The sequence below is a fragment of the Pseudomonas alkylphenolica genome (genome assembly GCF_016009175.1).
Lineage (GTDB): Bacteria > Pseudomonadota > Gammaproteobacteria > Pseudomonadales > Pseudomonadaceae > Aquipseudomonas > Aquipseudomonas alkylphenolica_B.
Genome location: NZ_JADUCM010000071.1, coordinates 1 through 2,201, shown reverse-complemented (window position 1 = coordinate 2,201; position 2,201 = coordinate 1). Strand labels below are relative to the sequence as shown.

Annotated in this window: 1 protein-coding gene; it reads right to left on the bottom strand. The window is 67.2% G+C overall.

Going from position 1 to position 2,201, the window contains the following annotated elements; translation table 11 throughout:
- Nucleotides 1–114: 114 nt before the first annotated feature.
- Nucleotides 115–2,013 carry a 1-deoxy-D-xylulose-5-phosphate synthase gene (gene dxs, locus I5S59_RS26340; protein ID WP_197879185.1) on the bottom strand — a complete coding sequence of 633 codons (1,899 nt, stop codon included), beginning with the start codon at nucleotides 2,011–2,013 and terminating at the stop codon, nucleotides 115–117.
- Between the last annotated feature and the right edge of the window lie 188 nt (nucleotides 2,014–2,201).

Below are 2,201 nucleotides of genomic sequence, written 5' to 3'. Positions count from 1 at the left end.
CCCCCCCCCGCGGCGGGGCCCCCCCCCCCCGCCCCGCGGGCCCCCCCCCCCCCCGCCGGCCCCCCCCCCCCCCCCCCCGCCGCGGGGGGGGGGGGGCCCCCCCGCGATGAGGCCTTAAAGGCCGAGCAGTTGCAGGCGCTGACGCACCGAAGCCTCGATACCCGCCGCATCCAGCCCGCACTCGGCAAGCATCTGTGCCGGCTTGGCGTGTTCGACATAGATGTCCGGCAGGCCCAGGTGCAGCACTGGCTTGAGCAGGGCTTCGCGCGCCAGGAACTCGCTGACCGCAGCCCCCGCGCCACCCATGATGGCGTTCTCTTCGATGGTCACCAGCAGCGCATGGCTTGCAGCCATTTCGCGTACCAGAGCCTCATCCAGCGGTTTGACGAAGCGCATGTCGACCACGGTGGCGTCGAGCGTTTCAGCCACTTTCAGCGCCTCGGCCAGCTGCACGCCGAACACCAGCAGGGCCACATTGCTGCCCTGGCGGCGAATCACGCCCTTGCCGATTTCCAGCGGCTCGAGATTGTTCTCGATGGTCGCATTCGGGCCGCTGCCGCGCGGGTAGCGCACGGCCGCCGGGCCGTTGTACAGGTGGCCGGTAGTGAGCATTTTGCGCAGTTCGTTCTCGTCGCTCGGGGTCATCACCAGCATGCCGGGGATGCAGCGCAGGAAGGACAGGTCGAAGCTGCCAGCGTGCGTCGGGCCGTCTTCGCCGACCAGGCCGGCACGGTCGATGGCGAACAGCACGTCGAGGTTCTGCACGGCAACGTCATGGATCAGCTGGTCATAGGCACGCTGCAGGAACGTCGAGTAGATCGCCACCACCGGTTTGGCGCCTTCGCAGGCCATGCCGGCCGCCACGGTGACCGCGTGCTGTTCGGCAATTGCCACGTCGAAGTAGCGCGCCGGGTAGCGTTCGCTGAACGCCACCAGGTCAGAGCCTTCCTTCATCGCCGGGGTGATCCCGACCAGGCGCTCGTCAGCGGCAGCCATGTCGCACAGCCACTGGCCGAAGACCGCCGAATACTTGGGACCGCCTGCCTTTTTCGGGGCAGCTGCCGGGGCGTCGACGGGCTCAAGCTTGGTGATCGCGTGATAGCCGATCGGGTCGACTTCTGCGGGTGCGAAGCCTTTGCCTTTCTTGGTCACCACATGAAGGAACTGCGGACCCTTCAGGTCACGCATGTTGCGCAGGGTGGTGATCAGGGTCGGCAGGTCGTGGCCATCGATCGGGCCGATGTAGTTCCAGCCCAGCTCTTCGAACAGGGTGCCGGGTACCAGCATGCCCTTGGCGTACTCTTCGGTGCGGCGGGCAATTTCCCAGGCGCCAGGCAGGCGCGAGAGGACCTTCTTGCTGCCTTCGCGCATGCTCGAATAGGTGCGGCTGGAGAGAATCTTGGCCAGGTAGTTGGACAGGCCGCCGACATTGCGCGAGATCGACATGTCGTTGTCGTTGAGGATCACCAGCATGTCGGCATCGACTTCCTGGGCATGGTTCAACGCTTCGAAGGCCATGCCGGCAGTCAGTGCGCCGTCGCCGATGACGGCGATGGATTTGCGCGGATCGTTCTGCAGGCGGGCGGCAATGGCCATGCCCAGCGCTGCGCTGATCGAGGTGCTGGAGTGACCGACGCCAAAGGTGTCGTATTCGCTCTCGGCGCGACGCGGGAAGGCGGCCAGGCCGTCCTTCTGACGCAGGGTGTGCATGCGCTGGCGGCGACCGGTGAGGATCTTGTGCGGATAGGCCTGGTGGCCTACGTCCCACACCAGGCGGTCGTCCGGGGTGTCGAAGACGTAGTGCAGGGCAATCGTCAGCTCGATGACGCCCAGGCCGGCACCGAAATGCCCGCCGGTCTGACCAACGGTATAGAGCAACTCCTGGCGCAGTTCGTCAGCCAGGTTCTCCAGGTCGGCTTCAGCCAGCCGGCGCAAACCGGCAGGCGTGTCGGCACGGTCTAGCAGCGGCGTGACCGGGCGTTCGCGGGGGATCTCTTGAAACGTCGTGGGCATCAGGCGAATCGTTATAGATATGAAGTGGCGGCAGTTTACCTTATTGCGGTAATAGCTGCCCATTGAGTGCTAACGCCGGGGGCGATGGCCCCGGGGGGGGGGGGGGGGGGGGGGCCGCCGGGGGGGGGGGTGTTGAAAACCACGCGCCCCCCCCCGCGCGGGGGGGGGGGGGGGGGGGGGGGGGGGGG